At 65.5% G+C, this 26,621-nt stretch carries 19 protein-coding genes; 17 read left to right on the top strand and 2 right to left on the bottom strand.

Annotated features, from left to right (window positions below):
• Positions 1-29: 29 nt before the first annotated feature.
• A complete protein-coding gene (locus ACW2Q0_RS19450; RefSeq protein WP_457192087.1) occupies positions 30-2,324 on the bottom strand; it encodes an N-acetylmuramoyl-L-alanine amidase in 2,295 nt (764 codons plus the stop codon).
• A gap of 488 nt (positions 2,325-2,812) precedes the next feature.
• Here ACW2Q0_RS19450 and ACW2Q0_RS19445 point away from each other — a divergent pair, with 488 nt between their 5' ends.
• On the top strand, positions 2,813-4,450 hold the full coding sequence (locus tag ACW2Q0_RS19445; RefSeq protein ID WP_457192085.1) for a SpoIID/LytB domain-containing protein: 1,638 nt from the start codon (positions 2,813-2,815) through the stop codon (positions 4,448-4,450).
• A gap of 131 nt (positions 4,451-4,581) precedes the next feature.
• On the opposite strand, the gene ACW2Q0_RS19440 is transcribed toward ACW2Q0_RS19445, so the two are convergent.
• Positions 4,582-5,082 (bottom strand): MarR family winged helix-turn-helix transcriptional regulator, encoded by a 501-nt coding sequence (locus tag ACW2Q0_RS19440; protein WP_457192083.1) that lies wholly within the window; start codon positions 5,080-5,082, stop codon positions 4,582-4,584.
• A gap of 115 nt (positions 5,083-5,197) precedes the next feature.
• Here ACW2Q0_RS19440 and ACW2Q0_RS19435 point away from each other — a divergent pair, with 115 nt between their 5' ends.
• From ACW2Q0_RS19435 to fadD32, 16 genes are all read left to right on the top strand, one after another.
• Positions 5,198-6,112, top strand: a complete 915-nt coding sequence (locus ACW2Q0_RS19435) for an EamA family transporter (RefSeq protein WP_457192128.1) — start codon at positions 5,198-5,200, stop codon at positions 6,110-6,112.
• 85 nt (positions 6,113-6,197) lie between these two features.
• Positions 6,198-6,959, top strand: coding sequence for a MerR family transcriptional regulator (locus ACW2Q0_RS19430; protein WP_457192081.1), 762 nt, complete (start codon positions 6,198-6,200; stop codon positions 6,957-6,959).
• A 290-nt stretch (positions 6,960-7,249) separates the two neighbouring features.
• A complete protein-coding gene (locus tag ACW2Q0_RS19425) occupies positions 7,250-7,771 on the top strand; it encodes a hypothetical protein (RefSeq protein ID WP_457192079.1) in 522 nt (173 codons plus the stop codon).
• Between the two features lie 131 nt (positions 7,772-7,902).
• Complete coding sequence (gene glf / locus ACW2Q0_RS19420) at positions 7,903-9,132, top strand: UDP-galactopyranose mutase (protein WP_457192077.1); 1,230 nt, start codon at positions 7,903-7,905, stop codon at positions 9,130-9,132.
• Positions 9,133-9,209: 77 nt separating this feature from the next.
• On the top strand, positions 9,210-11,222 hold the full coding sequence (locus ACW2Q0_RS19415; protein WP_457192075.1) for a glycosyltransferase: 2,013 nt from the start codon (positions 9,210-9,212) through the stop codon (positions 11,220-11,222).
• Between the two features lie 77 nt (positions 11,223-11,299).
• Entirely contained in the window at positions 11,300-11,845 is a 546-nt protein-coding gene (locus ACW2Q0_RS19410; protein ID WP_457192126.1) for a phosphatase PAP2 family protein, read from the top strand.
• Position 11,846: 1 nt separating this feature from the next.
• A complete protein-coding gene (locus tag ACW2Q0_RS19405) occupies positions 11,847-12,779 on the top strand; it encodes a decaprenyl-phosphate phosphoribosyltransferase (RefSeq protein ID WP_457192073.1) in 933 nt (310 codons plus the stop codon).
• Positions 12,780-12,786: 7 nt separating this feature from the next.
• The gene (gene zomB / locus ACW2Q0_RS19400; protein WP_457192124.1) at positions 12,787-14,721 is read left to right on the top strand and encodes a flagellar motor control protein ZomB; all 1,935 of its coding nucleotides are present in this window, start codon (positions 12,787-12,789) and stop codon (positions 14,719-14,721) included.
• 306 nt (positions 14,722-15,027) lie between these two features.
• Positions 15,028-16,119, top strand: coding sequence for an alpha/beta hydrolase (locus tag ACW2Q0_RS19395; RefSeq protein WP_457192071.1), 1,092 nt, complete (start codon positions 15,028-15,030; stop codon positions 16,117-16,119).
• Between the two features lie 372 nt (positions 16,120-16,491).
• The gene (locus ACW2Q0_RS19390) at positions 16,492-17,511 is read left to right on the top strand and encodes an alpha/beta hydrolase (protein ID WP_457192069.1); all 1,020 of its coding nucleotides are present in this window, start codon (positions 16,492-16,494) and stop codon (positions 17,509-17,511) included.
• A 949-nt stretch (positions 17,512-18,460) separates the two neighbouring features.
• On the top strand, positions 18,461-19,498 hold the full coding sequence (locus ACW2Q0_RS19385; protein ID WP_457192067.1) for an alpha/beta hydrolase: 1,038 nt from the start codon (positions 18,461-18,463) through the stop codon (positions 19,496-19,498).
• A gap of 243 nt (positions 19,499-19,741) precedes the next feature.
• Positions 19,742-21,535 (top strand): alpha/beta hydrolase-fold protein, encoded by a 1,794-nt coding sequence (locus ACW2Q0_RS19380; RefSeq protein ID WP_457192122.1) that lies wholly within the window; start codon positions 19,742-19,744, stop codon positions 21,533-21,535.
• Positions 21,536-21,637: 102 nt separating this feature from the next.
• Positions 21,638-22,162, top strand: coding sequence for a DUF732 domain-containing protein (locus ACW2Q0_RS19375; RefSeq protein WP_457192065.1), 525 nt, complete (start codon positions 21,638-21,640; stop codon positions 22,160-22,162).
• Complete coding sequence (locus tag ACW2Q0_RS19370; protein ID WP_457192063.1) at positions 22,159-23,148, top strand: cutinase family protein; 990 nt, start codon at positions 22,159-22,161, stop codon at positions 23,146-23,148. Before ACW2Q0_RS19375 ends, ACW2Q0_RS19370 begins: the two co-directional genes overlap by 4 nt.
• Positions 23,149-23,341: 193 nt before the next feature.
• Positions 23,342-24,421, top strand: a complete 1,080-nt coding sequence (locus ACW2Q0_RS19365; protein WP_457192061.1) for an LLM class F420-dependent oxidoreductase — start codon at positions 23,342-23,344, stop codon at positions 24,419-24,421.
• 192 nt (positions 24,422-24,613) lie between these two features.
• Entirely contained in the window at positions 24,614-26,530 is a 1,917-nt protein-coding gene (gene fadD32, locus ACW2Q0_RS19360) for a long-chain-fatty-acid--AMP ligase FadD32 (protein ID WP_457192059.1), read from the top strand.
• Positions 26,531-26,621: the final 91 nt, after the last annotated feature.

Below are 26,621 nucleotides of genomic sequence, written 5' to 3'. Positions count from 1 at the left end.
CACGGCGTCGGGCTCGGTTGCGGGTGCGATCAGCCGGCCGGTGCGGGTGCCGGCTCCGGTGCGCCGGCACCCGCACCGGCCGGGTTGCGCTCGACCTGCTGTTGGTAGGTGTCGGTGTAGGCCGTCCAGACGGTGCTGACGATGCCGGTCAGTTCGTTGAGAATCAATGAGCCGTACTCGAAGTCGGCGCGCAGCCCGTTCGGCACCGGATAGCTGTTGCTCATCGGCAGTCCGAGGACGCCGCCATCGCCGCCGAGGGCGAGAAAGCGATCCAGGATCGCACCCATCACCTCGAACAGCTGACCATTCGGGCCGGTGTAGACGTACCCGTTGACGAACTTCGCGTACTGCTGCCCCCGCGCGGCGGGCAGCGGCTCCGAGGCGGCTGCGCCGAGCGGACCATCCGGACCGCCCGTATCGGCCCAATGCCTGGCGATCGCATTCTGACTCACCATGCCGAGCAGCTTGGCCGTGAGTGCGGCCAGTGTGGCGATGTCGGTCTGGGTCTGCGGGGTGGTCTGCATCTGCGGTTGCTGGGTTGTCGGCGCCTGTGCCTGCTGTTGCGGCTTCGAGGAGGTGCCCGACGGTGCCGATATTCCGGCCGCGATATCCCGAATGCGATCCATATCGGCATAGGCCGAGTCACCTGGGCAGCTGGTATTGCCCACATCACGGTGCGCGAACACTATCGGCAGCCGAACCGCTTCGCCCTGCGCATAGGGGGTGAATTCGGTGCCCTCGGAGTACATCGTGGTGTAGCCCTTGGGATCCAGGCCCGCGATCTTGGACCGCCACCCGATGAACCGGCCGATCGCGTTGATCGCCTCGTCCGAAGGCTCCTCGGATTCGTAGTTGCCCATCAGCGCGACGCCCGAGGTGTTCTCGTTGAACCCACCCGCGTGCGCGCCCTGCACCGGGCGATCCAGTCCGCCGAAGCGGCCCTCGAAAATCTGGCCGTACTTGTCGACCAGCGCGTTGTAGCCGATATCGCACCAGCCCAATGTCTTTGCGTGATACGTGTAGATCGCGCGGACGATGCCCGCCGATTCGGCCGGGGTGTAGTCGTTGCGACCGGCGGTGTGGTGCACGGTCAGGCCGCCGAGTTGGTCGTCGTAGGTGGGTTCCTCGCAGCGGATGGACTCGTCCGCGCCCCACTGGGCTCGGGAGATGACATGGGGTCCGCCGCCGGGCAGCGCCACGGCGACATTGTCGAGTGCGCCGTCGATGGCGCCGCGGCCCGGATCGATGAGCACGGCCGTCAGTGCGGCCGCGGTCTGGGCCGGATCATCGGAACGTCCGGTGGCCGGGGTGGGCAACATCGGCACGGCGCCCTGCGCATCGCCCGCGACCGGGGGGCGCGGCGTGGTCGCCACGGCCTGCTTGCGGGTTACCAGGATCTGCACGGACTTGGTATTACCGACGTAGATCGGTTCGGTGCCGGTGGTGCCGCCTGTCGCCCGATCGTTGCGACGGGTGTCGACCGCCTCGGTGTCATACCAGGGCCCCCAGGTGCCATCGGTCTGACGGGCCCGGACCAGCGCCTTCGTATCGACCAGATCGTGCCCGGTCAATGCGACGACACTGAACGGGGTATCACGGCTGATTTCCTTGACCTGCGCGCCGACCTGGCCGAGAAGTTCCAGCGGGACGGCACCGGGTGACAATGCCGGTGTCTCGGGGGTGACGTCGGGCTCGACCTGGGTGGGGTCGGCGATGAAAGTGGCGGCTGTGGATCGGCTCGGTTGACCGGAGGTGGTGCCATGGGCTGTGGAGGGGGTTTGACCTGGAACGGTTCGGGCTGGGTTCGATCCACCTGGTGCGGTGTGGCCGGAGGTGCCCTGGCCCGGGGTGCTCTGGTCGGGAAGCGATTGGTTGGGAACCGATTGGTTGGGGAGGTTCTGGCTGGGAGCGGTTTGGCCGGGTAGCGATTGGGCAGAGGCGCTCTGGCCGGGGAGCGACTGGTCAGGACGGTATTGACCGGGCAGCGATCGGCCGGGTGCGCTCTGGCCGGGATCGAGCTTGGGTAGTGGAATTTCCTTCGGTAGCTCGACACCGGGTGGCAGCGGCAAACCTTGTGGTACCGGTATGGATTCCGGGATCGGCAGCATGCGTAGATCCGAAAGATGCAGATCAGGCAGGTCGAGACCGGTGAGTTCGCGCAGCGGAAGGGTGATGTCGGGCACCGTGGTGAGGACCACCTCGGCCAATTGCGCTGGGATTGCGGCAAGCTCGCTACCAGTTGTCGAGCGGTAATCGGTCGAGTCGCGCGGCGTGAGAGACGCGAGCGGAGCCGCTACCGCGAGTGCGGTTACAACCGGGAGCACGTAGGAACGTTTCGGTTTGCGGTACGGCACGAGCATCTCCAATCAGGTCGAACCGAGCGATCATTTGCATGAATGTCAGGGTTGCTTCCCGATGCATCAACTATCACACTAGTTCACAGCTGTCACAAATCTAAACCTCTAGTTGAGGATTATATGATTGCCCGAATATAGCTCTCGATTTGCGACCGGATGACACGACATGCCGACAGGTATCGAACCGATCGGGTCCTGGAAAACCGTGGGAGTGAACGGATGCGAAGCAAACGGCACCGGAATGACACGACGCGGGGGAGCGAAAATTGCGGATGAAAACGAGTGTGCCGTGCGGACGAATTCGCAGGCGATGGATATCGGGAAGTCCGATATCCATCCCTCCGATACTGGTCACCGGTGGTGCTGCGGCGCTGGCCGGGACCGTTCTCGCGTGCTGGGCCTGGCCGACCGACACCCTCGTCCGGCCCCTGGCCGGACCGGGTCACGGGCGCGGTATGAGTCAGGTCGGCGCATTCGACAGCGCCCTGGAAGGCTGGGCCGCCGAGCGGATCCTCGACCACTACTACCCGGGTGCGACGCCCGGCAAAATCTCGGCGACCACCGTCGGGGTGCGGCTGCTAGCCCAGGACGACTCGACGTTGGACGTCTATGCCGACGCCGGATTGCGAGTCGCGGGCCAAAAGCTGCCGCGCGGCCAAGCCGCGCATCTCGCCGCGCTGCCCGACGGCGGTGCGAAGGTGGTTGTCACGGCCGGCTGCGACGGTGCGGTGCTGTGGCAGACCACGACCTCGGACCCGTGGATCTATCCCCTCAACCCGCGCCCGAACCGCCCCACCGCCGAACATCTGACGCTGTGCGGCGGTTCGGCATATCGCGGCTCACTCGGTGTCGCGATGGACAACGGCGAGGCGCGCACGGTGAATCGCGTCGATGTCGAGGACTATCTGCTCGGCGTCGTCCCGGCGGAAGTACAGGCCAACTGGGTCGATGAGGGTGCGACGGAAGCCATTCGCGCACAAGCGATCGCGGCGCGTTCGTACGCGCTGGCCGAGCATCGCTACCCGTACGCGCAGACTTGCGATAACACCGACTGCCAGGTGTATCCCGGTACCGCCAAGGAGGACCCACGCGTGGTCGATGCCATCGCCTCGACCGCGGGGACCGTGCTTTTGCGGGACGGCCGGATCCTGCGTTCGGAGTACTCCGCCGCACCGGACGGTGGGCAACCAGCCGATATCTACACCTTTGATGTCGGCCCCACACCCGCCGAACTCGGCACTGCGGTGGTCGGTGCCGGTACGCCCGTGGATCCGCGCAAACAAACCCTCGTGGCCGAATCTCCGATCGATGCCGAATACCGCCGGCTGGGCGGCGCGAGCAGCGCCGTCGGTCAGCCGCTCGGCCCCGAGCTGGCGCTACCCCACAACGAGGGTACCTACCGGCTTTTCACCAACGGCGTCATTATCGCAACGCCCACGCTCGGTGCCCGGGTCGTCGACTTCACCACGCTCATGCAACTGGTGCCGGATTCACACGAGAGCACACCGAGCGGCACCGAGCCTGGAAATCACGAAGGTGATCCGGGTGTCACCGTGCCTGGAAACCACGAAGGCAAGCCGGGTGTCACCGTGTCGCCGGAAAATAACCGATCCGCCGTGCCATCGGGTACGCATGGCTCGCCCGAAGCCGCGCTGCCCGGTACCGCAGACAGCGCACCTGAAAACCTCCTGCCCGGCGGCGACATATCGCCCGAGAGCGCGCTGTCGGGCGCTGCGAACGGCTCGCCCGAAGGCGCAATGCCCAGCGCCAACACCCTGCCCAACATCGCGGTGCCTGGCGGCGGTGTCGTGTCCGAGAGTGTGGTGCCTGGCGGCGATGTCGTGTCGGAGAGTGTGGTGCCCGGCGCCGATGTCGCTCCCGTGAGCGTACTGCCCGGTGGCGCGCCCGATCCCGAAAATGCCATGTCGCTGGGATATTCCGCAGTGCCGAACGGCATCGCGCCGGAAGGCTCGTCCGCACCCGGGACCACCGTCGCCCCAACCGCATCGACCCCCACCCCGCCGGCACCCACCCCCGCGATCCCATCGGGTGGGCCGCCGAGCCAGGAATCGCAGCTGAACGAAGAGCTCTGATCGCGTCCGGAGTCCCGTCGGGCCGGTGCCGTCGGCTCGCCGGGTGCCGCGACTTCTCCCGATTGCCGTGATGGTGCCGGGTCGGCGATTCCGCTTGCGCGACAGGAGTTCTGGGTATCGCGGACGTCGAATCAGGACGACGTGGTATCGCCCAGCGATTCGGCCAGTGTGCGCAGCAGTTCTGCGAGGTGGCTGCGGTCCTGATCGTCGAGGGCGGCGAGTAGGCGGTGCTCGTTGGCCATGTGCAAAGGCAGCAGCTCGTCGATCAGGGTGCGGCCCGCTGCGGTCAATTTGACACGGATCGCCCTGCGGTCTTCTGCGCATGGGGCGCGCTCGACCAGGCCCTTGGCGACGAGGCGGTCGATGCGGTTGGTGATGGCACCCGAGGTGAGCATGGCGACCTGGTTGAGTGCGCCTGCGGTGAGTCCATCGCTGCCGCCGGAGCGGCGCAGGGTCATGAGCATGCCGAATTCCCAGAACTCCACTCCGTGTCCGGCGAAGAACTTCTTCATGTCCTGCTCCAGCAGGCGGGACAGTCGCTGGATGCGTCCGATCACCGCCATCGGTGACACGTCGACGTCCGGCCGCTCCTGGCCCCAGTGCTGGGTGAAGAGATCGATCGCGTCGGCCACAGCACTCCTCTCGATAGTGATTATCTTAACATTCATCTACTTGACGGTGGGGTAAGCCAACTAGTAGATATTTCAACGTTGATATTATCAATTAGGAGCGACCAACGTGACAAAAATGACCGCGCGTAACTCGTCCGCCGGTACCCTGGCGCTCGCCGCGCTCGCCCCCATCGCATGGGGCTCCACCTACGCCGTGACCACCGAATTCCTACCGCCCGATCGTCCGCTCTTCGCCGCGCTGATGCGTGCACTGCCCGCCGGGCTCGCGCTGCTCGCCATCACCCGCGTACTACCGCGCGGGGTCTGGATCGGTCGCGTCGCCGCACTCGGTGTCCTCAATATCGGCGCGTTCTTCCCGCTGCTGTTCTTGGCCGCGTACCGGCTGCCCGGCGGTGTGGCCGGAGTGCTCGGCGCGGTCGCCCCGATGTTCGCGCTGGCCTTCGCGACCGTCGTACTCGCCGAAAAGCCCAATGGGCGCAAGATGATCGCCGGTCTGATCGGTGTCTTCGGTGTCGCGCTCGTCGTGCTGCGGGCCAATGCCCAACTCGACACCGTCGGCGTCATCGCCGGACTCGCGGGCGCGGCGTCCATGGCAATGGGCACCGTGCTCACCCAGCGCTGGGGTCGGCCCGAAGGCGTCGGACCGCTCGCGATCACCGGGTGGCAGCTCACCGCGGGTGGCCTGTTCATCGCACCGCTCGCCTTCCTGATCGAGGGTGCCCCGCCCGCGCTCGACGGTTCGGCCATCGGCGGCTACCTGTACCTCGGCGTGATCGGCACGGCGCTGGCGTACTTCCTCTGGTTCCGCGGCATCTCCCGGGTGCCCGCCACCTCGGTCGCATTCCTCGGACTGCTCAGCCCGGTCTCGGCGGCGCTGATCGGTTGGATCGCACTGGGCCAGGCGCTGAGCCCGCTGCAGGTGCTCGGACTCGTCATCGCGCTCGGCGGCACTCTGCTCGGCCAGGTGGTCGCCAAGCCACGGGTCGCGCCCGCGGTGACCGAGCGTCGCGCGCCGGTGGGAGTCCGTTAGAAAGTCCAGGTCGAAATGGGTTGACCTTGACGTCACGTCAACTTGCAAGCTGGTTGTACCGACGAGAAAGAAGGGAGGACAGGTCATGACATCGGGCACCGAATGGTCCATCCAGGATCTGGCCAAGGCGGCCGGTACCACCAGCCGTGCACTGCGCCACTACGGGCAGCTCGGGCTGCTGCCGCCGAGCCGGATCGGCGCCAACGGCTACCGCTTCTACGACCAGGACTCCCTGGTTCGGTTGCAACGCATCCTGCTACTGCGCGAACTCGGCCTCGGCCTTCCGGTCATCGCCGACGTTCTCGCGGGCGAGCAGGATGCCGCCGCCGCGCTGCGCACACACCTGGAACTGCTGCGGCACGAACAGGATCGGATCCGGCGCCAGATCGAGTCGGTGACCAACACGCTGCACAAGACGGAACGAGGTGAACAACTCATGGCAGCAGAGGTTTTCGACGGTTTCGACCACACTCGGTACAAGAATGAGGTGATCGAACGCTGGGGCAAGGACGCCTATGAGCGCAGCGACCGCTGGTGGCGTTCGCTCGGCGAGGCGGATAGGAAGGCGCACTTCCGGACCCACCTGGATATCGCCGCCGACTACGGCCGGGCGCACGCGGCCGGTTTCGCCCCCGACAGCGACGAGGTCCAGGCCATCGTCGCGCGGCACTACGACTGGGTGGGCCGCGGTTCCCAGCGCCCGCCGTCCTTCGAGTACTTCACCGGACTCGGCGAAATGTACGTCGCCGACCCGCGATTCGCGGCCAACTACGACGTACACGGTGAAGGGACAACCGAATTCGTGCGCGACGCGATGAAGGCTTACGCCGAGGCCAACCTCCGGTAGTTCGACGTGCTCCTGGGGATCGATTGGTGGGTGTCCGCACATTGCTGTGCGGACGCCCCGCTTCGCGATATCGCCTGTAGCGATTCGGTCCCGCCCGGTAGGGACTCGGGCGCCGGCCGAGCGGCCTCATCGGCGATGTTTCGACAGGCAGGCGAACCGGTGGTGGGGCTGCTCGCGCCGATCGCGGCCGCTGTCGTGCCGTCGAGCGGCGCTGGATTGCGACGCTACTGAGCCGAGCCCGGCGGCCGTAGGATCGGGTGGTCCGCAACGAGCGGGGAGGAGCGTCGACGATGCTGTACAAAAGTGGGGATCGGGCCCCGAGTGGCACTGTCGCGCAGACCGCCGCGGTGCTGGCGGTGCTCGGCGGACTGACCGATCTGATCGGTGGTACCGCGCTGCTGATCGACTTCATCGGCGATCGCAGCCGCTTCGACAATTCCCTGGTCATCTTCACCACACTCGGCGCGGCCCTGATGGCCTTCGGCCTGATCTTCGGCGGCATCCAACTCTGGCGTCGGGACGAGACCGGTCGATACACACTGATCATCGCATCGGGTGTCTCGGTCGGCATCGGCATTGTCGGACTTGCCTTTTCGCTCACCGATTATGAATTCGGCCTCGGCGTCTTCTGGTGGTCCACCGCCGACCACCCCGCCTCGGTGTCACCGCTGTTCGGCCTCGTCGGTCAGATGAGCGCCCTGATCCGGGAAAACCTGCTCCGCAGCGCAATAGACCTCGCCCTGCCGCTGCTCGTTCTCCTCTTCGCCGCCAACAGGCACGCCACCTGCTGGACCGCGGCCCGCCCGACCTGAAGCCGCTTTGTTGCCGTGCCGTATTCGTTTCGGCAAACTCCAGGAGAAATTCCGATGGCATCCATCGGTGAGTGCGCGTAGGTCGCGACTGCACCGGGCCCGCGCGGGGACTTCCGATACGCTGGGCACCCGTGACCGTCGCATCGTCCCCGGGTAACTCCGCAACCTCAGCCTCACAGTTCGATCTGATCGTCGTCGGCTCCGGATTCTTCGGGCTGACCGTCGCCGAACGCGCCGCCAATCTGCTCGGCAAACGGGTGCTGGTGATTGATCGTCGCTACCACCTCGGCGGCAACGCCTATTCGGAGCCGGAGCCGCAGACCGGGATCGAGGTGCACAAGTACGGGGCGCACCTGTTCCACACCTCGAACAAGCGCGTGTGGGACTACGTGACCCAGTTCACCGAATTCACCGGCTACCAGCATCGGGTCTTCGCGATGCACAAAGGGCAGGCCTATCAGTTCCCGATGGGTCTCGGTCTGATCTCCCAGTTCTTCGGCCGCTACTTCACCCCCGACGAGGCGCGCAAGCTCATCGCCGAACAGGCCGCGGAGGTCGAGACCAAGGACGCGCAGAACCTCGAGGAAAAGGCGATCTCGCTGATCGGCCGTCCGCTGTACGAGGCCTTCGTCCGCGATTACACCGCCAAGCAGTGGCAGACCGATCCGAAGGAACTGCCCGCGGGCAATATCACCCGCCTGCCGGTGCGCTACACCTTCGACAACCGCTACTTCAACGACACCTACGAGGGCCTGCCCACAGCGGGCTACACGAAGTGGCTGGAGAATATGGCCGCCTCCGAGCTCATCGAGGTCCGACTGAACACCGACTGGTTCGACGTGCGCGAGCAGATCCGCGCCGAGAACCCGGACGCCCCGGTCGTCTACACCGGCCCGGTGGACCGCTACTTCGACTACAGCGAGGGCGAACTCGGTTGGCGCACCATCGATTTCGAGACCGAAGTGCTCGAAACCGGTGACTTCCAGGGCACCTCGGTCATGAACTACAACGATGCGGATGTGCCCTACACCCGCATTATCGAACCGCGGCACTTCCACCCGGAGCGCGATAGCTACCCGAACGACAAGACCGTGATCATGCGCGAATACTCCCGCTTCGCGCAGACCGGTGACGAGCCGTACTACCCGATCAACACACCCGAGGACCGCGCCAAGCTCACCGCGTACCGGGTGCTGGCGAAGAAGGAAACCGCAGCGGCGAAGGTGCTTTTCGGTGGCCGCCTGGGTACCTACCAGTACCTGGATATGCATATGGCGATCGGCAGCGCGCTGAGCATGTTCGACAATGTGCTGCGGCCGCACCTGGAGTCGGGCGAACCTCTTTCGGACCAGGAGGCGTAGATGAGCGACACTGGCGAAGCCTTGCTCATCGAAGCCGACCGGGTGCGGGTGTCCCGCATTGACGCTGAAAGCGACGAATGACCTCCCAATCGATCCTGGAAGATATGACCACCGAAACCCGCGCGAAGTCGCTGCTGCAGCGCATTATCCTGCCCCGGCCGGGTGAACCGCTGGATGTGCGCACCCTCTACCTGGAGGAGTCGTCGACCAATGCCCGGCGCGCGCACGCGACCACCCGCACCTCGCTGTCGGTGGGCGCGGAGTCGGAGGTGTCGTTCTGCACCTACTTCAATGCGTTGCCCGCGAGCTACTGGCGTCGCTGGAGCATTCTGAAGTCAGTCGTGCTGCGGCTCGAACTCGCCGGGCACGGCCGCGTGGACGTCTACCGCTCGAAGGCGGACGGCTCGCGAATCCACGTGCAGGGCAAGGAATTCGCGGTCGCGCTCGCGGCGCGAGCTCAGGGCCCGGAGGAGGCAGCGGAGCGTGACCACGGAGGGACCAGGGAGCGCCGCAAATCCGACACAGGTGCGGAATCGGTGCACGTGGAATTCGAAACCGACCTCGGCCCGTTCGAGGACGGCGGCTGGATCTGGTTCGATATCACCACCGATACCGCCGTCACGCTGCTCGCGGGCGGTTGGTACGCACCGGTCGAGGCGCCCGGTGCGGGCACCATCGCGGTCGGTATGCCGACCTTCAATCGACCCACCGATCTGGTGAAAACCCTTGGCGCGCTCGGTTCGGACCCGCTGGTGCTGGACAAGATCGCCGCGGTCATCGTCGCCGATCAGGGCAATCGCAAGGTGGTCGACGAACCCGGCTTCGCCGAGGCCGCGGCGGTGCTCGGCGATCGGCTCGCCATTCGCGATCAGCCCAACCTCGGCGGTTCGGGTGGTTACAGCCGGGTCATGTACGAGGCGCTGAAGACCACCGACGCCCAGTACATCGTCTACATGGACGACGATATCGAGATCGAACCCGATTCGATCCTGCGCGCGCTGGCCTTCGCCCGCTTCGCCGAATCGCCCATGCTGGTCGGTGGGCAGATGCTCAATCTGCAGGAGCGCTCACACCTGCACAGCATGGGTGAGGTCGTGGATCGCGGCATCTTCATGTGGACCTCCGCCCCGAATGTCGAATACGACCACGACTTCTCGAAGTATCCGCTCAAGGACCGCGACAACTCCAAGCTGCTGCACCGACGCATCGACGTCGACTTCAACGGCTGGTGGACCTGCGTGATCCCCAGACAGGTCGCCGAGGAGATCGGCCAGCCGCTGCCGCTGTTCCTGAAGTGGGACGATGTCGAATACGGTTTGCGCGCACGCGATCACGGCTATTCGACCGTGACCCTGCCCGGCGCCGCGGTCTGGCATATGGCGTGGAGCGATAAGGACGATGCGATCGACTGGCAGGCGTACTTCCACCTGCGCAACCGGCTCGTTGTCGCGTCCCTGCATATGCCGGGCAACGGTCGCGGCATGGTCGTCAACACGGTCAAGGCGACCCTGAAACACCTCCTCTGCCTGGAGTATTCGACCGTCGCCATCCAGAACCTGGCGATTCAGGACTTCCTCGCCGGCCCGGAGCGACTGTTCCAACTGTTGCCGAGCGCGCTCGGCGCGGTGCACGAGATGCGCAAGCAGTATCCGGACGCGGTCATCCTGCCGTCCTCCACCGAATTGCCGCTGGCCAGCCATATCGGCGTCGGTGCGGTCGGTGAACCGGCGAATCCGATCGCCAAGGTGGTCCGGCTGGCCAAGGGTGTCGTGCACAACTTCCGCCCGGCCCATGCCGAACATCATGAGCGTCCGCAGCTGAATGTGCCGACGCTGGATGCCCGTTGGTTCCTGCTCTCGCAGGTCGACGGCGTCACCGTCACCACCGCGGACGGCCGCGGTGTGGTCTATCGCAAGCGTGATCCGCGCCAGGCCCTCGGCCTGTTCAAGCAGGCCATGCGGCTGCGCAAGGAACTGGCCGCCCGCTTCCCGGAGATGCGGCAGCGCTACCGTGCCGCCCACCCGATGCTGACCAGCACGGCGGCCTGGGAGAACGTCTTCGGTATCGATACGAAGGATGAGCAGCAGTGAGTCTGGAAGCCACGGCCGCGGACGACAACACCGCGGTGCGCGCGAGCGCGAACGGTCACGGTGGCCCGGTATCCGCGGTGCCGTCGGCGCCGCAGCCGCCCGAGGTCAAGGTCATCAACGCGGTCCAGGCGACTATCGGCACCAAACCAGCGGTGATCACGGCCGCACGCGGTATGTCGCATTTCGGTGAGCACGCGCTCGGCTGGATCGGCATCGCGGCGGCGGGCTGGCTCGTCGACAAACCGCGGCGGCGCCAGTGGGCTGGGGTCGCGGTCGGCGCGGTCGGTGCGCACGCGGCATCGATCGTCATCAAGCGGATCGTCCGGCGCCCGCGCCCGAATGATCCATCGGTGCAGGTCAACGTCTCGACGCCGAGCAAGCTGAGCTTTCCCTCCTCGCACGCGACCTCGACCACGGCTGCGGCGGTGTTGCTCGGCAGACTGACCGGGCTACCCTTGCCTGCGGTGCTCGTCCCACCGATGTTGCTCTCCCGGGTTGTGCTCGGGGTGCACTATCCCTCCGACGTGCTCGCCGGTTCCGCGCTCGGCGCCGCGTCCGCCGCTGTTGTGCTTGCCGCCGAAAAGAGACTCGATAGTGACCGCACAAGAAAAGACCTTGGTTGACATGAGTGAAGAGCCGACCAGCACGGACCTAGCCGAAGCGGTAGTCAAGGGCCCGCCCAAGACACTGGCCGGCGGGCTGTTCAAGGCGGTCCGCCCGCGTCAGTGGGTCAAGAATGTGCTGGTGCTCGCCGCGCCGCTGGCGGCGGGTCCGGATACCGCGACCGAACTGGGTGTGCTCGGTCATGTCGGCATCGCCTTCGTGATCTTCTGCATGGCGGCCTCGGGCATCTACCTGGTCAACGACGCACTCGACGTGGAGGCCGACCGGGCGCACCCGACCAAGCGGTACCGCCCGATCGCCGCGGGCGTCGTCCCGGTCAATCTGGCCTACGCGCTCTCGTTGGTGCTACTGCTCGGCTCGATCGCCGGATCGTTTCTGGCCTCCTGGCATCTGGCCGTGGTAATGACCGTCTACATCGGCATCCAGCTGGCCTACTGCTTCGGTCTCAAACATCAGGCGGTACTGGACATCTGCATCGTGTCCTCGGGCTTCCTGCTGCGCGCGGTCGCCGGTGGTGCGGCCGCGAATATCGACCTGTCGCAGTGGTTCCTGCTGATCATGGCGTTCGGCTCGCTGTTCATGGCCGCGGGTAAGCGCTATGCCGAACTGCAGATCGCGCTGAGCACCGGTGCCAAGATCCGCAAGTCGCTGGAGTACTACACACCGACATATCTGCGCTTCATCTGGACTCTCGCCGCGACCGCGGTGGTGGTGTTCTACGGCCTGTGGGCGTTCCAACAGGACAACCTCAAGCACACCAATTGGTTCGCGATCTCGATGATTCCGTTTACCATCGCAATCCTGCGTTACGCGGTCGACGTCGATGGCGGCGAGGCCGGTGAGCCCGAAGAGATCGCGCTGGGGGATCGCATCCTCCAGTTCCTCGCAATCGCCTGGATCGGAGCGGTAGGTGTCGCTGTCTATCTCACCTGACGAACTGTTGGTAGCGGGAGTGGAGCGAACAGAACAAGTGACGAAGGAGCCGGCCGAAGGGTCGGCTCGTTCGGCCTTGCGGTTCGCCGGGCTATCCCGAGCCACCTTCGTCGGTGGGATCGTGCTCACCGTCGCACTCTTCTCGGTCGGCGCCTGGCAGCGCCGTTGGATCGCCGACGACGGCCTCATCGTGCTGCGCACGGTGCGGAATCTGTTGGCGGGCAACGGCCCGGTCTTCAACGAGGGCGAGCGCGTCGAGACCAATACCAGTACCGCGTGGACCTATCTGGTGTGGTTCTTCAGCTGGCTCACCAAGGCCAGGCTGGAGTACGTCGTACTCGGTGTCGCGCTGACGGTGTCGATGCTGGCGATCGTCTTCGCCATGCTCGGCGCTGCGCGGCTGTGGGGCGGCACCACATCGGCGCTTTTGCTGCCCGCGGGCGTATTCGTCTACATCGCCTTGCCGCCCGCCCGCGACTACGCCACGTCCGGCCTGGAGAGCGGTCTGGTCATCTGCTGGCTGGGTCTGCTGTGGTGGCGGCTCGTGCGCTGGAGTCAGGCCGAGCGGGTGAAGCTGCCCGCGCTGTTCGGGCTGGTTTTCCTCGCCGGCCTCGCGCCGCTGATCCGTCCGGAGATGACGCTGGTCGGTGCGCTGTCGCTGCTGATGATCTTCCTGGCCCCGATGCCGCAGTCCCGGCTGCACCCGATCGTATTGCGCGCCTTGATCGTTGCCGCCGCCGGACTGGTGCCGATGTGCTATCAGGTCTGGCGGATGGGCTACTACGGCCTGCCCTACCCGAATACCGCGGTCGCGAAGGATGCGGGCGGTGCCAAGTGGGGGCAGGGCTTCAAATACCTGTGGGACCTGGTCGGTCCGTACTACCTGTGGGTGCCGCTGCTGGTGCTGCTGGTCCTCGGCGTCGTCGCGGGCCGGTCGACGCGCGCCGCCGGGGAAACGAGCGGTAAGGACGAGCGCCGCTGGACGGTGCGCCGGGTACGCGAATGGCTGCGCTCGCCGAGTGCGGTGGTCGCGCTGATGCTCGGCAGCGGATTCGTCCTGACGATCTACGCGCTGCGCGTCGGCGGCGACTTCATGCACGGCCGGATGCTGTTACCGCAGCTGTTCTGCCTGTTGTTGCCGGTCGCCGTGGTGCCGATCCGGCTACCCGAGGGCGGTCTACGCGCGGCGCCGGCGGGGAACTGGTCCTTCGCGGTGGTCGCGCTCGCGCTGCTCGGCACCGCGGGCTGGGCGCTGTTCGCGGCCGACACCACGGCCATCAAGACCGGCACCAAGATCAGTGCCTCCGGCATTGTCGACGAGCGGGTCTACTACGTCCTCAATACCGGGCACGACCATCCGATCCTGGCCGAGGACTACCTGGACTACCCGCGTGTGCGAGCCATGGTGAACAACATCGCCGAAACCCCCAACGGCGGCCTGCTGCTGAACTCGCCGTCGTTCATGTTCTGGTACGTCGCGCCGCCGCCGCAGCCGATCCCCGAGGGTGGCGCCGGACATACGGTCTTCTTCCTGAACCTCGGTATGACCAGCATGAACGTTCCGCTGGACGTGCGCGTCATCGACCAGATGGGCCTGGCGTATCCGCTGGCCGCGCACACCGACCGGCTCACCGACGGCCGGATCGGTCATGACAAGAGCCTGTACCCGGACTGGGTTGTGGTCGATACCGGCATGGTCGATCGGCACCCGTGGATGCCCTGGTACCTGGACGAGAAGTGGGTCACCCAGGCGCGTACCGCCATGAGCTGCCCGGACACCGTGGCGCTGGATATCTCCTACCGGGATCCGCTCACCTGGGGTCGCTTCAAGCACAACCTGCTGCACGCCCTGCACTTCGCCGAGTACCGGATCGATCGGGTGCCGAAGTACGAGATCGAGCGGTGCGGGCTCGTGGATCCGTACCCGCAACCTCAGCGCTAGCGACTGCTTGCAGGTCGCTCGAAAGAGACAGCTGATTCGCACCTCCAGTCACACTGGGCCCATGGACCTCCATGGGCCCACTTCTTTCACAGATCAGCGTTGCTCGAGATTACGTTCAGGTTGCTCTATAGGATCAGCTGAACGTGGCGCATATCGCTTTATCTCTTTTTGATAACGTAACTGCATCGATGAGCGATATGGTACGTGGGTGCGCCCGGTGGGGCGTTCCGATTCGATATGGGCCCATCCAGTGGTCAACGTAGAGACGCGGTCGAACTACGACCGAATAACGAAAGGCCTGAAAAGATGCGAGGCGTGATCGGGCGAAGCGCGCAGAGACGACGTCTGGGAACCCGGAGAGCCGGTTCGTGGCTCAAGCGGTCGGTGCTGATGTCGCTGGCTATCTTGCTGCCGCTCGGGGTGTCAGTAGCAGGTCCGGCGGGCTCCGCATCGGCGGCGTTCAATCCGGACGGCTTCGATTTCTGGGTGGACTCCAGCATGGGGCCGATCAAGTCGCGGATCTTCCGCGCCGCGGACGGTAATACCGGGCGCGTGGTCTACGCGCTCGACGGTATGCGGGCCCGCGGTGACCTCAACGGCTGGGAGATCGAGACCGAGGTCGCCCGTGAGCTGACCAAGTGGAATATCAATGTCGTCATGCCGGTCGGCGGACCGTCCAGCTTCTACGCGGACTGGAACGCGCCGGGTAACTTCCTCGGCATGAGCACCGGTTCGTCGGGTTCGGCGAACGGCTCGTCCTCCGGGTCCGCGATGACCGGTTCCTCGGGTTGGAACGAGACCCTCGGCAAGTCGAATACCTACAAGTGGGAGACCTTCCTGACCAGCGATCTGCGTAATGCGCTGCGTGATCGCCTCGGTTTCAGCCCGACCCGCAACGGTGTATTCGGCCTGTCCATGGGTGGCAGCGCCGCGCTGACGCTCTCGGCCTACCACCCGGACCAGTTCGTCTACGCCGGTTCGTATTCCGGCTACCTGAACATCTCCGCGCCGGGTATGCGCGAGGCGCTGCGCCTCGCGATGATCAGCGCGGGCGGCTATAACATCGACGCGATGGCGCCGCCGTGGGGTGCGCAGTGGCTGCGTATGGATCCGTTCGTCTTCGCGCCGCGACTGATCCAGAACGGCACCAGGCTCTGGGTGGCCGCCGGTAGCGCACTGCCCGGTCCGGCCGATGCGAACTCGGTGCTCGACGTCGTCCAGGGCGTGCCGCTGGAGGCGCTCGCGCTGGTCAACACCCGGGCCTTCCAGGTCCGGATGGCGACGCTGGGTGCGCAGAATGTCACCTACGACTTCCCGTCCGTCGGCATTCACAACTGGCACAACTGGGAGGCCGAGGTCTATCGCATGATCCCGGATCTCTCCGCCAACATCGGGTAATATCCGGACCCATTCGAAACCGCCTGGCGTGTTCGCACACCAGGCGGTTTTGTTTGCTTGCGTGCGGCCGAAACCCCGGGTTGACAACGAATCAGCTGCGGGAGGCCTTCGGTAGTTGTGGGTCGGATCACTTTCCAGCAACATAGGAGCATTCGTTAGCGGTTGATGTGCAGAAAACATGCATATAGGTCGAAACGCCCGTTTCGGGCGGGGCGGCAGGTCTATATGTCCGATGAGGGTTCAGTATAAGTTGCCTATTATTTGCTGACTGGCCGTCCGGATGAAAGGTCGAGTCGAATGCGAAGTGTGCGCTGGAAATGTAGGACCCCGCGACCGAATCCGGGATCTGCCTCGGGTTCCTGGGCGAAGAAAATGGTGTTCGGCGTGGCGACGGCCATGCTGTTGCCGCTCGGGATCTCCGTGGCGGGCGGCGGCGCCACCGCATCGGCCGGCTTCAACCCGGCGGCCTTCGACTTCTGGGTCGACTCCCCGGTGATGGGTCCGATCAAGAGCCGGGTGCTGCGCGCGGCGGACGGCAATACCAACCGCGTTGTCTACGTGCTCGACGGCCAGCGGGCACCGGAAACGCTCAATGGCTGGGAGATCGAGACCAACGTCCCCGAGGTTCTCGCGAGCTGGAATATCAACGTGGTCATGCCGGTCGGCGGCATGTCGAGCTTCTACGCCGACTGGAACGCACCGAGTGACTTTTTCGGCGTCACGCCGGGTGCGGCGGGTTCGTCCACCGGATCCGGTGCGACGGAAGCCTTTTTGGCCGGGCCGGGGAAGAGTTATCGCTACGACTGGGAAACATTCCTGACCCAGCAACTGCGGTCGGCTCTTCGGGATCGCTTGGGCTTCAACCCGAATCGCAATGGTGTGTTCGGGTTGTCGATGGGTGGCAGTGCCGCGCTGACGCTGGCGGCCTATCACCCGGATCAGTTCAGCTTCGCCGGTTCATTCTCGGGTTACCTCAATATTTCGGCGCCGGGCATGCGGGAGGCGATTCGGACGGCGATGATCGACGCGGGCGGCTATAACGTGGACTCGATGGCACCGCCGTGGGGCCCGCAGTGGCTGCGGATGGATCCGTTCGTCTTCGCGCCGCGATTGATCCAGAACGGCACCCGGGTGTGGGTCGCCGCCGGCAGCGGGCTGCCGATGTCCGACGATGTCAACATCCCGTTCCCGGTGGCCGCGGACCGTATCATCAGGGGTGCGCCGCTCGAGGCGCTCGCGTTGGCGAATACCAGGGCATTCCAGGTCCGCATGATGTCGCTGGGGGCGCAGAACGCGGTGTATTCGTTCCCGCCCGCCGGTCTGCATGCGTGGACCAACTGGCAGGACGAGGCCTATCGGATGATTCCGGATATGTCCGCCAATATCGGCTGAGTTGTCGGCTGGCACGGACGCTCGCTCCGTGCGGGTGGGTGTTGCGGTAGACAAGTCGCCTGGGCGCGCGCCCAGGCGACTTTGTTTACTTTGGACCGTATCCATACATATGACTATCGGTTGGCTGAATGTTCGCTGGCGGAGGATTTCGATGCTGTATGCCCGGCGGAGGTCCGTGGTGTGAGTCTGCGCCGGTAATTCTGCAGGCTTCATCACGATCCGGCATCGCGGCCGCTTCGCGCACGGTTCGGTTCGGAATTGTTCATGGAAGCGCGGTCACGCCGAGACCTGCTGTGCGCGGGAAGCGGCGGTGTCGAGTGTTGATCCCTCAACATTACGGCGCGGGCAACGGTGCTCGCGCGGGCGAAAGGTCGAGTCGATGCGGTCTCGCGGAGTGCGCGCAAAAGTTGCCGGTGGATGGCTGCGAACCAGTCGACGCCTGCCTACAACCTCGGCACTGCGATAGCGCTGAAGACGATCACACGCGCCAATACCCGCGCATTCCAGTTCCGGCTGTACTCGCTCGCGACGAACGCGGTCTTCTGCTCCCCGGCTACTGGTATGTACGCCTGGCGCAAGTGCTCGAGCAGGTGCCGAATCCGAGCGGGGTATCTCGGGTGCGGATGCGGACTCCCTGGTGACCCCTGATCGCAGTCCGAAATTCCCCTTCCGGCACGACATCTCCGGGCGAACGCGCTAAGGTCACCGCACGATCACAGCTTGTGAACGGGCGGAATTCGGTCACTCGAATACCCCGGTCTTGCTAAGGCTTCGCACGTCGAATAACCTCCAGCGAGCGCAAGTGTGACCAGATCGTTGTAGCGCCGTCTCTTGTGCCGGAATGTCGGGTGCCGGTTCGCATGTGACGCGCGTCTCGTTGGCAACACGGGTGTTGCGGGTCCGCATGGACTACGGGCGACACCACAACAGCAGAAAGAGAGCAGGATTCATGCGTTTCGGCAGGGCGGCCGCGCCGAAGAGAACCAAGTCGGGACGGCGAGGCACGCCTCGTGGTTGGCGGAATCGAATTCTGGCTGTCGGTGCCGCGGCGTTGGCGCTACCGATCGCCGCAGGCGCGATGGGCCCGACCGTTGCCTTGGCCGCGCCTGCGCACGGCCCCGTGCTGCGGACGCCGTCGGGTGGCTTCGAGGATCTGATGGTCCCGTCGCAGATGGGGCCGATCAAGGTCCAGGTGCAGTGGGCGGCGCGCGGCGGCGGTGCCGCGCTGTACCTGCTCGACGGTCTGCGCGCGCGCGACGACCGCAATGCCTGGTCGTTCGAGACCAATGCCCTCGATCAGTTCAAGAACGACAACATTTCGCTGATCATGCCGGTCGGCGGTCAGTCGAGCTTCTACGCCGACTGGTACGCGCCGAGCAACACCAACGGTCAGAAGACCACCTACAAGTGGGAGACCTTCCTGACCAAGGAACTCCCCGCCTTCCTAGAGGGCTACGGTGTGTCGCGCACCGACAACGCCGTTGTCGGTCTCTCGATGGGTGGTTCGGCCGCGCTGGCGCTGGCCGCCTACCACCGCGACCAGTTCAAGTACGCCGCATCCTTCTCCGGCTATCTGAACATCTCCGCGCCGGGTATGCGTGAGGCGATTCGCATCGCGATGCTGGACGCGGGCCGCTACAACGTCGACTCGATGGCCGCGCCGTGGAGTTCGCAGTGGCTGCGGATGGACCCGTTCGTCTTCGCGCCGCAGCTGCGGGGTCTGCCGATGTACATCTCGGCGGCCAGCGGCCTGCCGGGTCAGTACGACAACCCGAACTCGGCCGTCGGCTACTTCAACACCGCCAACGGCATGGCGCTGGAGGCGCTCTCGCTGGTGAACACCCGCGCGTTCCAGTCTCGCCTGGCCTCGCTCGGCATTCCGGCCACGTTCGACTTCCCGGCCGCGGGTACCCACTCGTGGAAGTACTGGGAGGGTGAGCTGTGGAACGCCCGCAACGGCATCCTCGACGCCACGGGCGGCCGGTGACCTAGCGGTATAGACGCCGAACGGCGCCGTCTGCTTCCCGAACGGAAGCGACGGCGTCGTTTCGTATTTTCGCCGCTGCCCGTTGCGTTTCGGGGTACCTGAATCAGACAGTCCGCGTGTCTACCCGGAACCGTGCGCAAACGGGAGTAGGAAACACCTGTGGCAGCACTCGGATTCGGCAGACGGGGGCGGCGCGATCGACGTGACGGACGTGTGACCCGCGGTCGGGTCGCACTGCTCGCCATGGCTGTCGCGATTCCGCTCGCTTCAGGTCTTTCCCCGATCACCGCACCCGCAAACGCCCAGCCCGCCGCGGCAACGACCGTCGACGCGACGGTGCAGCGCGTGGTATGGCTCACGGATCGGCGGGTCGCGCTGTGGATCAATTCACCATCGATGGCGACGCCCATCCAGGTGCAGTTGTTGCTGGCCCGGGATTGGAATACGCGTCCGGACGCCAGGTTCCCGGCGCTGTTCATGCTCGACGGTCTGCGCGCCACCGATGAGGAGAGCGGCTGGACCCACGATGCCGGTGCGGTGGATTTCTACGCCGATAAGAACGTCACGGTGGTGCTGCCGGTCGGCGGTCAGTCCAGCTTCTACTCCGACTGGCTGCAGCCGGACAACGGTCACAACTACAAATGGGAAACCTTCCTGACCAAGGAACTTCCGCCGCTGCTGGAGAGTCAGTGGCGGACCACGGATGTGCGTGGCATGGAAGGTATTTCGATGGGTGGTACGGCCGCGATGTTCTTGGCCGCGCGCAATCCGAACTTCTCGAAATACGCCGCGTCGTACTCCGGTGTGCTGACCACGACCACCCTCGGCATGCCGCAGGCGATCCAGTTCGCCATGCACGACGCGGGCGGCTTCGATTCGGCCGCCATGTGGGGTCCGCCGGACGGTCCGGAATGGGAGAGCCACGACCCGTACGCGCTGGCGGACAAGCTCAAGGGCGTGAGCCTGTACATCTCCAGCGGGAACGGCTCGACCGGACCGTTCGACCAGGCCAGCGGCATTCCGGGGGTCAGCAGCAATTACGCGGGCACGGGACTCGAGATCCTGTCCCGGCTGACCTCGCAGAACTTCGTGACCAAACTCGGCAAGCTATCCATCCCCGCCCAGGTGAATTACCGCCTCTCCGGCACACATTCGTGGCCGTACTGGGACTTCGAAATGCGCCAGTCGTGGCCGCAGGCCGCCGCCGCGCTCGGGGTCGATCCGAACAAACCGGCCTGCCAGACCGGGGGCGCGATCGCCGCGCTGGCGAGCGGCAACGGCTGGCTCGGCGACTGCCTCACTGGTGAGTACCAGGTGGCGGGCGGTATCGCACAGGACTTCAAGGGCGGCCGGGTCTTGTATTCGCAGGCCGACGGTGCGCATGCGGTAGGGGGCATGATCGGTGGCGGCTACCAGGCAGCGCTCGGCCCGAACGGTCCGCTCGGTCTGCCCACCGGCGACGAACGCGGACTGCCGGATGGCCGCGGACGCATGCAGCCCTTCCAGAACGGCCTGCTCTACTGGACCCCGCGGACCGGGGCGCAGGTGGTGCGCGGTGCGATCCTCGACGAATGGGGCGGGCAGGGCTTCGAGCGCGGCCCGGCCGGATATCCCACCGGGTCGGAGATCAAAGTCCCCAATAAAGACGGTGTGGTCCAGTCTTTCGAAAACGGCGCGTTTTACTACAGCGCGAAGACCGGCGCGCATCTCGTACAGGGGATGATTCTCGGCAAGTACGGCGAATTGGGTTATGAGAACAGCCAACTCGGCTTTCCCACCGCCGATGAGGCGCCGCTCAAGGATTTCGGCCGCTTCAGCAAGTTCGAGGGCGGAAATATCTATTGGAGCCCGCTGTCGGGTGCGTGGCCGGTGCGTTCGGGGCCGGTCATGGATATGTGGTCGGTGCTCGGCTACGAGAACGGCAGGCTTGGGTATCCGACCAGTGACGAGTTCGGCGTGCCCGGCGGTATCCAGCAGAATTTCCAGACCGGATTCATTACCGTGCGCGATGGCAAACCCGAGGTTCACGGAATTTAATTCCAACCGGTCTGTTTGCTGAGCTGCTGCACCTGTGGTTGGCTTTCCTCTAGCCTGGGTGGCGACCTGACCCCTTAGCGAACAGATCGAGGACACGAATTCATGCATCGGACCCCCGGAAAGGTTATCGGCGTAGTCGTGGGGATCGCCGCTACAGGTTTGCTTGCCGCCTGTGGCAACAACGATTCGACGGCGTCGAACACGCCGACGCTGTCCCACACCACCACCACCGCGGCGGCGCCGACCGCCGCCTCGACCAGCGCCGCTGCGACCAGTCAGCCGTCGCAGGCCCCCGAGACGCCCGCCGATACGGCAACGCCGGAGCGCCCGCAGCCCGTACCGACCAATGCGGTCACGCCCCAAGACACGTCGAAGCTCACCGATAAGGACAAGAAGTTCCTCGACGCGCTCAAGGCCGCGGGCATCACCCCGTCCACCCCGGATATCGCGCTGAGCATCGGCTCCTACGTCTGCCAGGGGGTTGCGGCGAATGCCTCCGACCAGGATCTGATGACCTTCGTCTCCGCGATGGCCGGATCGGATCCGTCCTTCGATCCGTCGAAGATGCCGGTGGAGAAGGCCGGAAGGATCTACATCGATACGGCTAAGTCGACGTACTGCCAGTGAGGGTGCGCGGTTCGACTTCCCGCCGGTCCCGAAAACCGGCGGGGTGTCTGCTCTTCATCGGTCTGGTAGCGCTCGTCGTCATCATCGCGCTGCTGTTGTGGTTCGTGCTCGCCGGTCCGCTGCGCAAGCCGAAGCCCGGTCCGAAGCCGCCGCCGCTGCCACCGACCTCCCAGCCGGCCTGGTGTCCCGACGTGCAGATGATTTCGATACCCGGCACGTGGGAATCGAATAGCAACGACGATCCGCACAATCCGACGGCCAATCCGATCTCGTTGATGCTCAATGTCTCCGGGCCGGTATCGCAGCGGTTCCAAGCGGGACGGCTGGATGTCTACACCGTTGCCTACGTCGCGCAGTTCTCCAATCCGATCGCGATTCCGCCGGATGGCCAGCAGTCCTACAACAACAGCCGCTCCGAGGGCTGGCAGCGCGCCCAAGACGCGATGGCGAACCGGTATCGCGACTGTCCGCTGACCACGTATGTGATCGCCGGGTTCTCCCAGGGCGCGGTGATCGCGGGCGATATCGCCAACCAGATCGGCGCGGGCAAGGGGCCGGTACCCGCTGACAAGGTGCTGGGCGTCATGCTGATCGCCGATGGTCGCCGCACCGGTGACAACGGGCCCGGCCAGGCCATCCAGATCGGCACCGCGCCCGCGGGCGTCGGCGCCGAGGTCGCGCTCAACGGGTTGAAGGTGCCCGGGATCACGATGACCGGTGCCAGGTCGGGCGGATTCGGCTCGCTCGCCGATCGCACGTACACCATCTGCGCGCCGGGCGATCTGATCTGCGACGCGCCGCGGGATGCGTTGAGTCCCCTCAACGTTGTGGGCAGTGTGCTGACCCTGGTCCGCGCGGTGGGCAACCCGGTGCACAGCCTCTACAACGGTTACGTGGTGGACGGCGATGGCACGACCGCGACCCAGTGGACGGTGAACTGGGCCAACGGGTTGATCGAGGCAGCGCCCCATCCGGCGCATACTTGACGTGTTCCGTTGGTGACCGGTCACAGGAAGCCGCCCTGATCGCGGTGCGGCCACGCAAGCCTGGGCAGCCATACACGACAACGCTGTAAAGTGCGCCTGATGATCGCGACGCCGGCGCTCGAGCCCCCAGCAGCGTGGGCACGATGTGGCCCGGCGTCGCGCCCACACTTCCTATAGCCAGGAGCATGAGTTCATGACAGAAGCCGCCGCCAGCGATCGCCTGCAGGTCGCTCGAAACGGCACTGCACCGGCCACCACCGCGAGCCGTGACGCGGATGCCGAGTCGACCGCGCTGGGTACCCCGCTGCGGCCGTTCCGCTTCGCGGCCGCGGGCGAGGGAAACAAGCAAGAGGGCGGGGCCAGGAAGTTCGTCCAGACCGCGCAGAACGCCGAAGAGTACGGCTTCGACACCTTCGTCGTGCCGGACCACCTGGGTGACCAGATCGGCCCGATCGCCGCACTCGGTGCGCTGACCCAGGCCACCGAGCGGATCCGGCTCGGCACCTCGGTATTGGCCAACGGTTTCCGGCATCCGGTGGTGCTGGCCAAGGACCTCGCCACCATCGACGTACTGTCCAAGGGCCGCCTCGAGGTCGGCATCGGCGCGGGCTGGAAGCAGGACGAATTCCTCGCCGCCGGTCTGCCGTACGAATCGCCGGGCGTGCGCCTGGCGAAGCTGGACGAGACGCTGAGCATCCTCGATGTGCTGCTGCGCGGCCAGGAATGCACCTTCGAGGGCAAGTACTACCAGGTGCACGGTCTCAAGGGGACGCCACGACCGCGGCAGGGTCCGCGCCCGCCGATCTGTACCGGCGGCGGCGGCCCGAAAATGCTGCGCCTGGCCGCCAAGCACGCCGACATCATCTCGGTCGTTCCGGTCACCACCAAGAACGGCAAGGGTCTGCTCTCCGGCATCACCTTGGACAAGACCATCGAAAAGGTGAATCTGATCAAGGAAGCCGCGGGTGAGCGCTTCGCCGATATCGAGCTGAACTGGGCCATTACCGCGATCGTCATCACCGACGAGCGGGAGAAGACCGCCGAAATGGCGCTGTCCGCCATCGAGCGCGGACTGCACCCGGACCTCGAGGTCGACGTCGAGCTGTCGGTCGAGGACATCCTCGCCTCGCCGTATGTCGCGATCGGCACATTCGAGGAGATCGCCGAACAGATCCGTCAGGTGCGCCAACTCACATCGATGTCCTACGTCGGGGTGTTCCCTACCCAGATGGACGCGTTCGCACCGATTATTCCGCTGCTGCGGGGGGAGTGACCCGGTCTTCTCTGTAACATGACTCTGGTTTGAGAACATCTAGCCGATAGCGGTCTACCGCGCAGGCCGCAATAAAATCTGCAGGCTGGCTCTCGCATGTAGAGCACCCGCGGGCGATAGCGAGTCGGGGCCTCACAGGTAACAGCGGCGATATCGCCGTCTTGCTGCGTGTGCCTCGGAGGAGATGAAGGAATGGAAGAGACTTTCGACGATTACCTGGATGAGACCGGGCATATCCGTATTCCCGATGATCACACCCTGGTAGACCACGTCGAGAAGCACACGCGCAACGACGCGAACACCCTCGCGTACCGCTACATCGATTATTCGCGCGAGCGTGATGGTGAGGCGCAGGAGCTGACGTGGCGTGAGTTCGGTATTCGGCTGCGCGCGGTAGCCGCTCGACTGCAGCAGGTGACCAACCCGGGCGACCGGGTCGCGATCCTGGCCCCGCAGGGCCTGGATTACGTCATCTCCTTCTTCGCCGCGATCTACGCGGGCACCATCTCGGTGCCGCTGTTCGACCCGGACGAGCCGGGCCACACCGACCGCTTGCACGCGGTGCTCGGCGACTGCGAACCCTCGGCCATTCTGACCGCGAGCTCCTCCGCGGCCGGCGTGCGCCAGTTCTTCCGCTCGCTGCCCGCCGCCCAGCGTCCGCGCATCATCGCGGTTGACGCGATCCCGGACAGTGTCGGCGAGAGCTGGGTGCGTCCCGATATCGCCATCGATGACATCGCCTACCTGCAGTACACCTCGGGCTCCACCCGTGTCCCGGCTGGTGTCGAGATCACCCACCGGGCGGTCGGCACCAACCTGCTGCAGATGGTCGACGCGATCAACCTGGACTGGAACTCGCGCGGTGTCACCTGGCTGCCGCTGTTCCACGATATGGGCCTGCTGACGGTGATCCTGCCCGCCGTCGGCGGCAAGTACATCACCATCATGTCGCCGAGCGCGTTCGTGCGCCGTCCGTACCGCTGGATCAAGGAACTGGCCGCCCACAACGACGGCGCCGGGACCTTCGCCGCCGCGCCGAACTTCGCATTCGAGCACGCCGCCGCGCGCGGTCTGCCGAAGAACGGCGAATCGCTGGATCTGTCGAATGTCATCGGCCTGATCAACGGCAGTGAGCCGGTGACCACCTCGTCGATGAAGAAGTTCAACGAAGCGTTCGCCCCGTACGGCCTGCCCAAGACCGCGATCAAACCCTGCTACGGCATGGCCGAGGCGACCCTGTTCGTCTCCGCGACCAAGGCCGAGGACGAGGCCAAGGTCGTCTACGTCGACCGCAACGAGCTCAACGCCGGTCGCATGATCAAGGTCGAGCAGGGCGCGGAGAACGCCATCGCGCAGGTCTCCTGCGGTTATGTCGCGCTGTCGCAGTGGGCCGCCATCGTCGACCCGGAGACCGTCGACTCCGATGGCGGCGGGCACGAGCTGGCCGACGGTCGGGTCGGTGAGATCTGGCTGCACGGCAACAATATGGGCATCGGCTACTGGGGCCGTCCGGACGAGACCGCCGCGACCTTCCGCAACAAGGTCACGCATCGTCTCATCGAGGGCAGCCACACCGAGGGCACCGAGCTGGACGCCAACTGGATGCGCACCGGCGACTACGGCGTGTACTTCGAGGGTGAGCTGTACATCACGGGCCGGGTGAAGGACCTCGTGATCGTCGACGGCCGCAATCACTACCCGCAGGACCTCGAGTTCTCCGCGCAGGAGGCGTCGAAGGCGCTGCGCCCCGGCTTCGTCGCCGCGTTCTCGGTGCCCGCGAACCAGCTGCCCGCCGACGTATTCGAGCAGGGCAGCCATTCCGGCCTGAGCTTCGACGCCGACGATGCCTCCGAGCAGCTGGTCGTCGTGGCCGAGCGCGGTCCGGGTGCCGGTAAGGCCGATCCGCTGCCGATCGCGGACGCGGTGCGCGCGGCGATCTCCCAGCGCCACGGTGTGACCGTGCGCGACGTGCTCTTGGTTCCCGCCGGTTCGATTCCGCGGACCTCCAGCGGCAAGATCGCTCGGCGCGCCTGTAAGACTGCTTATCTGGAGGGAACGCTGCGGGGTGGTTACACCCAGCAGGCTTTCCCCGATGCACCGGAAGAGTAATTGCCCGAGGGTGGTAGCCGTAGCGATTGCTTGCAGATCGCTCGAAAAGATCGGCCCCGAATATCGGCGCTCGGCGTGGCTTTCCACGCCA

Source organism: Nocardia citri, assembly GCF_054065835.1.
This window is presented reverse-complemented; position numbering and strand designations above follow the sequence as displayed.

Coding starts and splice junctions, on each gene's coding strand:
- ACW2Q0_RS19445 (WP_457192085.1), top strand. CDS start 2,813: ATGAGTCAGGTCGGCGCATTCGACAGCGCCCTGGAAGGCTGGGCCGCC.
- ACW2Q0_RS19435 (WP_457192128.1), top strand. CDS start 5,198: ATGACCGCGCGTAACTCGTCCGCCGGTACCCTGGCGCTCGCCGCGCTC.
- ACW2Q0_RS19430 (WP_457192081.1), top strand. CDS start 6,198: ATGACATCGGGCACCGAATGGTCCATCCAGGATCTGGCCAAGGCGGCC.
- ACW2Q0_RS19425 (WP_457192079.1), top strand. CDS start 7,250: ATGCTGTACAAAAGTGGGGATCGGGCCCCGAGTGGCACTGTCGCGCAG.
- ACW2Q0_RS19415 (WP_457192075.1), top strand. CDS start 9,210: ATGACCTCCCAATCGATCCTGGAAGATATGACCACCGAAACCCGCGCG.
- ACW2Q0_RS19405 (WP_457192073.1), top strand. CDS start 11,847: ATGAGTGAAGAGCCGACCAGCACGGACCTAGCCGAAGCGGTAGTCAAG.
- ACW2Q0_RS19395 (WP_457192071.1), top strand. CDS start 15,028: ATGCGAGGCGTGATCGGGCGAAGCGCGCAGAGACGACGTCTGGGAACC.
- ACW2Q0_RS19390 (WP_457192069.1), top strand. CDS start 16,492: ATGGTGTTCGGCGTGGCGACGGCCATGCTGTTGCCGCTCGGGATCTCC.
- ACW2Q0_RS19385 (WP_457192067.1), top strand. CDS start 18,461: ATGCGTTTCGGCAGGGCGGCCGCGCCGAAGAGAACCAAGTCGGGACGG.
- ACW2Q0_RS19380 (WP_457192122.1), top strand. CDS start 19,742: ATGGCTGTCGCGATTCCGCTCGCTTCAGGTCTTTCCCCGATCACCGCA.
- ACW2Q0_RS19375 (WP_457192065.1), top strand. CDS start 21,638: ATGCATCGGACCCCCGGAAAGGTTATCGGCGTAGTCGTGGGGATCGCC.
- ACW2Q0_RS19365 (WP_457192061.1), top strand. CDS start 23,342: ATGACAGAAGCCGCCGCCAGCGATCGCCTGCAGGTCGCTCGAAACGGC.
- fadD32 (WP_457192059.1), top strand. CDS start 24,614: ATGGAAGAGACTTTCGACGATTACCTGGATGAGACCGGGCATATCCGT.